Raw genomic sequence first — 7,052 nt, forward strand, 5'->3', positions numbered from 1 at the left:
ACCGCCGCCAAGCGCACCCCGGTCGGCGCCTTTCTCGGCAGCTTCGCCACCACCCCGGCGCACGAGCTCGGCCGCGCCGCGATCGAAGCGGCGCTAGATCAGGCCGGCGTCGCGCCCGAGGAGGTCTCCGAAGTGATCCTCGGCCAGGTGCTGACCGCCGCCCAGGGTCAGAACCCCGCCCGCCAGGCCGCGATGGCCGCCGGAATCCCGAAGGAGGTGCCCGCCTGGAGCGTCAACCAGGTCTGCGGCTCGGGCCTGCGCACCGTCGCCCTCGCCAGCCAGGCGATCCAGACCGGCGATGCGAGCATCGTCGTCGCCGGCGGGCAGGAGAGCATGAGCCTTTCCGCCCACGCCCAACACCTGCGCGGCGGCACCAAGATGGGCGACGTCGGCCTGATCGACACGATGATCAAGGATGGCCTCACCGACGTGTTCAACGGCTATCACATGGGCATCACCGCCGAGAACCTGGCCGAGCAATATCAGATCACCCGCGACGCGCAGGACAATTTCGCGGTCGCCTCGCAGAACAAGGCGGAGGCCGCCCGCCGCGAGGGACGCTTCAAGGACGAGATCGCGCCGGTCACGGTGAAGAGCCGCAAGGGCGAGACGGTCGTCGACCTGGACGAATATATCCGCGAGGGCGTCGTCATTGAGGGCCTCTCGGGCCTCAAGCCCGCCTTCAAGAAGGAAGGCACGGTCACCGCCGCCAATGCCTCGGGGCTCAACGACGGCGCCGCCGCGCTCGTCCTGATGAGCCGCGAGGAGGCCGAGAAGCGCGGCGCGCCGATCCTCGCCACGGTGAAGAGCTGGGCCTCGGCCGGCGTCGATCCCTCGATCATGGGCATCGGCCCCGTCCCGGCCTCGCGCAGGGCGCTGGAGAAAGCCGGCTGGACGATTCAGGACCTCGACCTGATCGAGGCCAACGAAGCCTTCGCCGCGCAGGCGCTCGCGGTCGGCAAGGAGCTCGGCTGGGATCCGGACAAGGTCAACGTCAACGGCGGCGCGATCGCCATCGGCCACCCGATCGGCGCCTCGGGCGCCCGCGTCCTCACCACCCTGATCTACGAAATGCAGCGCCGCGACGCCAAGAAGGGCCTCGCCACCTTGTGCATTGGCGGCGGCATGGGCATCGCCCTGTGCGTCGAAAGAGACTGAGCGAGGCTCGTCCCAATCCGGCACATGGTGATGGCCAAGCCTCCCCTCCGGTGGCGCAGAGACGACCCGGCCGGTAAAATTCCCGCGAAACAGGGGGATGGCGGGATGATCGCGCTGATCTGGCGGTTCGAGGTGCGCGACGAGGAGCGGGCGGCGTTCGAGGCGGCCTATGGACCGGAAGGCGCCTGGGCACGGCTGTTCGCGCAAAGCGGCGGCTTTCGCGGCACCGAATTGCTCCGCGCCGAGGACGGCTCCTATCTCACTCTCGACGTCTGGCGCAGCAAGGCCGATTTCGACACTTTCCTCGCCGATCACGGCCCCGCCTACGAAGCGCTCGACCGGGAGACCGAGCCGCTGAGCCGCTGCGAGCACCGGCTCGGGGAATATGAGGTGGCGGGCTGAGCGTCGCGGGACGGGTGACGCCCGGGTGACATTGTTGCACAACTGCTACACCCCTGAACAATCGATGAACCGCAGTGGCCGAACTGCTTGAATAAGACCGCGAATCCGTAGCACCCTCAATCTGGGAGCTATGCGTACGAGGCTGGCTCGTAACAGGGGGTTGGAAACCATGAGGAATTCGGGTCTGCTCGGCTCCAGCGCGCTGCGCTCCGGTGCTGTCTTCGCTTTTGCCCTTGGCGCCGCTTCGCCAGCTCTCGCGCAGCCTGGCACCGGCATGACCGAGGAAGACGAAGCGGCCGCGGCCGCGGCGGCTTCGCAAGATGAGACGGCGCAGGACACGACCGGCGAGCAAACCATCCTCATCACTGGCTCGCGCATTCGCCGTCCGAACCTCCAGGCGACGGTGCCGATCACCAGCGTCGATGCGCAGGAACTGACCGAGCAGGCCAACGTCTCGCTCGGCGATGCGCTCAACGACCTGCCGTCGCTCCGCGCGACCTTCAGCCAGGCGAACTCGACGCGCTTCATCGGCACGGCCGGCATCAACACGCTCGATCTGCGCGGCCTCGGTACGGCGCGCACGCTCGTCCTGGTGAACGGCCGGCGCCACGTGACCTCGTCGCCGGGTGGTTATTCGGTCGACGTCAACACGATCCCCGCCGACTTGCTCGAGCGCGTCGACGTGGTGACTGGCGGCAATTCCGCCGTCTATGGCTCGGACGCCGTGGCCGGCGTGGTCAACTTCATCCTTCGCCGCGACTTCGAGGGCTTCCAGATTCGTGGTCAGAGCGGCATCACCTCCTATGGCGACCGCCCGTCCTTCTTCGTTTCGGGAGTTTGGGGCCGCAACTTCCTCGACAACACGCTGAACGTCGCGGTCGCGGTCGAATATGCCGAGCAGGACGCGCTCTTCCACGGCGACCGTCCCGATATGACCGGCGTCTACGACGGCAGGCCGGGCTTCTCAACGGTCGAGAATACGGTGGGCGAGCCGGGCACGGGCGACGGTATTCCGGATACGGCCTTTTTCCAGGGGCCGCCGGGGCTAAACTTCAACATCATCGGGCTGGGTGGCACGGTGCTGACCTCCTGCGCGGCGGCGAACCCGGCGAACCCGCTCGTCACCCTGCGCCGTTCGCTGGTCTGCACGGGCGACCGGACGCCGACCGCGGCCGGTCCGAATACCGGCGCCGAGCTGTCCGACAACTACTTCTTCTTTCCTGACGGGACGTTGCGGCGCAACGAGCTGGCGCTGGATCTGCGCCAGTTCGGCGGCGGCACCTTCGGCGGCTTCGGCGCCTCCGGCGTTGAGGGCGCGCAGCTCGCTCCGGGGCTGGAGCGTTTCGCGGTCAATTTGCTGCTCAATGCGGATATCTCCTCGGCGATCCAGCCCTTCCTCGAAATCAAGCAGGTCTGGATCACCTCGCAGCAGACCTCGACGCAGCCGACCTTCATCAATGCGACGCTGAACCCGGTCTTCCGCACCGACAATCCGTTTCTGAGCCAGCAGGCGCGGAACACGATCAACCAGATCAGCGGCCTGCCGCTGGGCACGCTGCAGAGCTTTCTCTTCTTCCGCTTCAACAACGACATCGGCACCCGCGCCGAGGACCATGAGCGCAGCACCTTCCGCGCCGTTGCCGGCGTACGCGGCGAGCTCGCGACCACGGGCAACTGGAATTATGAGGTAGCATTCAACTACGGTCGCACTGAGACGTTCTATGAAACGGGTGGCAACGTCGACATTGCCAGGTTCAACGCGGCCTCCAATGCGGCGGTGGGGCCCGGCGGATCGATTGTCTGCCGGATTAATATCGACGCCAATCCCAACAATGACGATCCGGCCTGCCGGCCGATCAACTTGTTCGGCTTCGGTGCGCCCGCGACGACTCCGGACGGCCTCGATTACGTGCTCTACACGTCCTCGCGAAATCAGTGGGCAGAGCAGATCAATGCAACCGCCTTCATTTCCGGCGACACCTCGGGCTTCTTCGAGCTTCCGGGGGGTCCGATCGGCGTCGTCTTCGGTCTTGAATATCGCCGTGAGGACGCCTTCTCCGACTATGACGACTTCACCCAGTCCGGTGCGACCTTTCTCAACGCGATCTCGGAGTTCGATCCGCCGGCGATCGAGCTGAGGGAGGCTTTCGGCGAGATCCGGATCCCGATCCTGCGCGACAGGCCCTTCTTCCACGAGCTGACGATCGAAGGCGCCGCGCGCTATTCGGACTACAGCAGCACGGGCGGCGTCTGGGCCTATAATATCGGCGCGATCTGGTCTCCGGTGCGCGACCTTCGCTTCCGCGGCGGCTATGCCCGATCGGTGCGCGCGCCGAACCTTGGCGATCTCTATGCCACGCGCAGCCAAACCTTCGCCAATGGTCTGGTCGATCCGTGCAGCCAGACGGTGATCAATCAGGATCCGAACCGCGTGCGAAACTGCGCCGAGGCCGGCATTCCGACCACGATCGTCGTCGACGGCGTGACCCAGCCGTGGATCAACACGCCGGCGTCTGGCGTGTCCGGCTTCAACCAGGGCAATATCGACCTCCAGCCCGAGGTCGGCACGAGCTGGACCGTTGGGGCCGTGATCCAGCCGCGCTGGATTCCGGGCCTCGCCATCTCGATCGACTATTACGACATCCGGATCACCGAGGCGATCGCTGGCCTGAGCGGGCAGGCGATCATCAACCGCTGCTATGACGATCCGGTCTCGATCAACAATCCGTTCTGCGCCGCGGTCTTCCGCCGCCGCACTCCGGGCGATCCGCTGACCGATTTCACCTTCGAAGGCCAGGGAGACCGCAACTTCCCGGGATCTTCCCAGCCGCAGATTGTGTTCCCAAGACTCGGGCCGGCCTTCCTCAACCAGCCCTTCAACTTCCAGGCGCTGGAAACCTCCGGCGTGGACGCGGACATCAGCTATCGCCGCCAGATCTTCGGCAACGTGACGCTGAATCTGAGGACGCTGGTCAGCTACGTTCGCAATCGGGTCCAGTTCACCTTCATCACCGATCCGGATCGCTCAACTCGCCTGCACGGCACGCTCGGCGATCCGATCTGGGCTGCCGCGCTCAGTGCCGGGCTCGACTTTGGCGAGATCGACGTGACGTGGAACGGCCGCTACATCGGCGAGATGACGGTGGATGCGTGGGAAACGATGAACTCCCATCAGGGCCGTGCGCCGACCAACCCCGATCTCCGCGCGCCAGGCGAGGATCGGCATCCGGAAGCGCTCTACCATGCGATCCGCGTCGGCTTCGAGCCTTCGGGAACGCGGCACCGCATCTATTTCGGCGTGGACAACCTGCTGAACCGGATGCCAAGCTTCGGCCTCGACGGTACCGGCGCGGGTGGCGCGATCTACCCCAACACCGGACGCTTCTTCTACGCTGGTGCCCGTATCCGCTTCTAGGGCGCGGATCGGACCCGATCTTCAGGGCCGCCCTTCGGGGCGGCCCTTTTCTTTGGCTTAGATCCAGCGCCGCTTCAGGCGGTGGCCGAGCGTGGTCAGCAGTTCGTATTGGCTGAGCCCAGATTGCGCCGCGGCGCTCGGCAGGTCGTAATCCAGCTCGATCCAGTCGCCTTCCTGGAGCTCCGGCGCCTCGTCGACGCGGATCGCGGTCAGGTCCATCGAGACCCGGCCGACGACGGGGGCGAAGCGCTCGCCGATCCGCGCGCGGCCGGTGCCGGAAAAGCCGCACAGATAGCCGTCGGCATAGCCCAGATTGACGATCGCCAGCTCGGCCGGCCGTTCGGCGACGAAGGTGCCGCCATAGCCCACCGCCCCGCCCCGCTCGACGCGGCGGCGCTGGACGATTTCCGCCTCCACCCGCGCGACCTGGCGGATATGGCCCGCCGCCTCGGGCCGCGGCACGCCGCCGTAGAGGGCGAGGCCGGGGCGGGTGAGATCGAAGGCATAGTCGCGGCCGAGGCAGATGCCGGCACTGTTGGCGAGGCTACGGCGCCGCGCTTCGACGCGGCTGGCGATCTCGTGGAAGGCCTTGCGCTGCTTCTCGTTGGCCGGCGAATCCTCGTCGGCGCAGGCGAGATGGCTCATCAGCGTCTCGATCCTGAGCCCCTCGAGCGCCCCGTCCGCCACCTCGGTCAGGCCGAGACCGAGCCGGTTGATCCCGGTGTCGATCATCACGTCGCAGGACCGTCCGGTTTCACGCCAGCGCTTCACCTGTTCGACACTGTTCAGCACCGGCCGCGCCCGCTCCATCGCGGTCGCCGCCTTGTCGCGCGGGCCGATGCCGTGGAGGACGGAGAGCGAAAGGTCGCCGGGCCATGGCATCAGCGCCTCCGCCTCCGCCCAGGTCGCGACGAAGAAATCGCGGCAGCCAGCCTCCTGCAGCCGCTTCACCGCCTGGCGCGCGCCGAGCCCGTAGGCATCCGCCTTCACCGCCGCACCGCAGGCGGCACCGCCGCTGCGGTGGGCGAGCCAGTGCCAGTTGCTGGCGAGGGCGTCGCCGTCGAGGGTCAGGCGCAGGGGATAATGGACCATGAGGGCGGTCGGTAGCCCGGTGCGCGGGCTTAGTCCAACGCCTCGGCGGGGCGATCCGGCAGCCAGAACCAGGTCACGATCAGCGCCATCGCGACCACCCCCCAAGTGTACCAGAGACCGGCATAGGGATCGCCGGTCTCGGCGACGACATAGGCGCTGATCAGCGGCAGAAAGCCCCCGAAATAGCCGGTTCCGAAATGGTAGGGGATCGACATCGAGCTGTAGCGGATGTTGGGCGGGAACATCTCGGCGAGCAACGCCGCGACCGAGCCGTAGGTGAGCCCTGACAAGGCCATCAGCCCGAGGATCGCCGCGAACATGAGCGCGAGGCTGCCCGCGTCGGGCACGAAGCTCTCCCCCGCCGGCGCGCCCGCGCCGTTGCCCGCCGCGTCGCCGATCGCCCAGAAGAGCGGGAAGAGGAGCAGCAGGGTCAGCGCATAGCCGATCACGATCGGCTTCTTGCGCCCCACCCGATCCGACCAGGCGCCTGTGACGACGTAGAAGGCCAGCCCGACCAGCGCGCCCGCCGCGACGACAAGCTGCGCCACCGTCTGATCGACCCGCAGCGGATTCTGCAGGAAGGCCAGCACCGAGAACATCGCCGTGTACCAGATCACGGTCAGCCCGGCGGCAATCCCGAACAAGGCGACGAACAGCCGCTTGAGGTTTCCCGGATAGGTGAAACTTTCCTTGAACGGATTCTTGGCGCAGCCGCCGCTCTCCTTGAGCGCCTTGAACACCGGGCTCTCGTTGAGCTTGAGCCGCATCCAGAGCGACACGGCGAGCAGCAGGATCGAGAAGAGGAAGGGCAGCCGCCAGCCCCAGGCGATCCACTCCGCGTCCGAGACCAGCGCCTTGAAGCCGAGCACGACGGCGAGGCTCAGGATGAAGCCGCCGACCACGCTCGCCTGGATGAAGCTGGTGTAGAAGCCCGCCTTGCCCGGCGGCGAATGCTCCGCGACGTAGATCGCCGCGCCGCCATATT

Annotated in this window: 5 protein-coding genes; 3 read left to right on the forward strand and 2 right to left on the reverse strand. The window is 66.9% G+C overall.

Annotated features, from left to right (window positions below; all coding sequences use genetic code 11):
* From ACT4N8_RS05945 to ACT4N8_RS05955, 3 genes are all read left to right on the forward strand, one after another.
* Nucleotides 1–1,158: acetyl-CoA C-acetyltransferase (locus ACT4N8_RS05945; RefSeq protein ID WP_444857216.1), on the forward strand; the 1,158-nt coding region annotated here is incomplete at its 5' end.
* Nucleotides 1,159–1,263: 105 nt separating this feature from the next.
* Complete coding sequence (locus ACT4N8_RS05950) at nucleotides 1,264–1,560, forward strand: antibiotic biosynthesis monooxygenase family protein (RefSeq protein ID WP_444857217.1); 297 nt, start codon at nucleotides 1,264–1,266, stop codon at nucleotides 1,558–1,560.
* A 274-nt stretch (nucleotides 1,561–1,834) separates the two neighbouring features.
* On the forward strand, nucleotides 1,835–4,975 hold the full coding sequence (locus ACT4N8_RS05955) for a TonB-dependent receptor domain-containing protein (protein WP_444857218.1): 3,141 nt from the start codon (nucleotides 1,835–1,837) through the stop codon (nucleotides 4,973–4,975).
* A 57-nt stretch (nucleotides 4,976–5,032) separates the two neighbouring features.
* Here ACT4N8_RS05955 and alr read toward each other — a convergent pair whose 3' ends face one another.
* Together alr and ACT4N8_RS05965 are read right to left on the reverse strand one after the other, a co-directional pair.
* Nucleotides 5,033–6,067 carry an alanine racemase gene (alr, locus tag ACT4N8_RS05960; protein WP_444857219.1) on the reverse strand — a complete coding sequence of 345 codons (1,035 nt, stop codon included), beginning with the start codon at nucleotides 6,065–6,067 and terminating at the stop codon, nucleotides 5,033–5,035.
* Nucleotides 6,068–6,096: 29 nt separating this feature from the next.
* Nucleotides 6,097–7,052 (reverse strand): MFS transporter (locus tag ACT4N8_RS05965; RefSeq protein ID WP_444857220.1); only part of this gene is annotated, 956 nt, incomplete at its 5' end.

The organism is Sphingosinicella sp. (assembly GCF_052387495.1).
Classification (GTDB): Bacteria; Pseudomonadota; Alphaproteobacteria; order Sphingomonadales; family Sphingomonadaceae; genus Allosphingosinicella.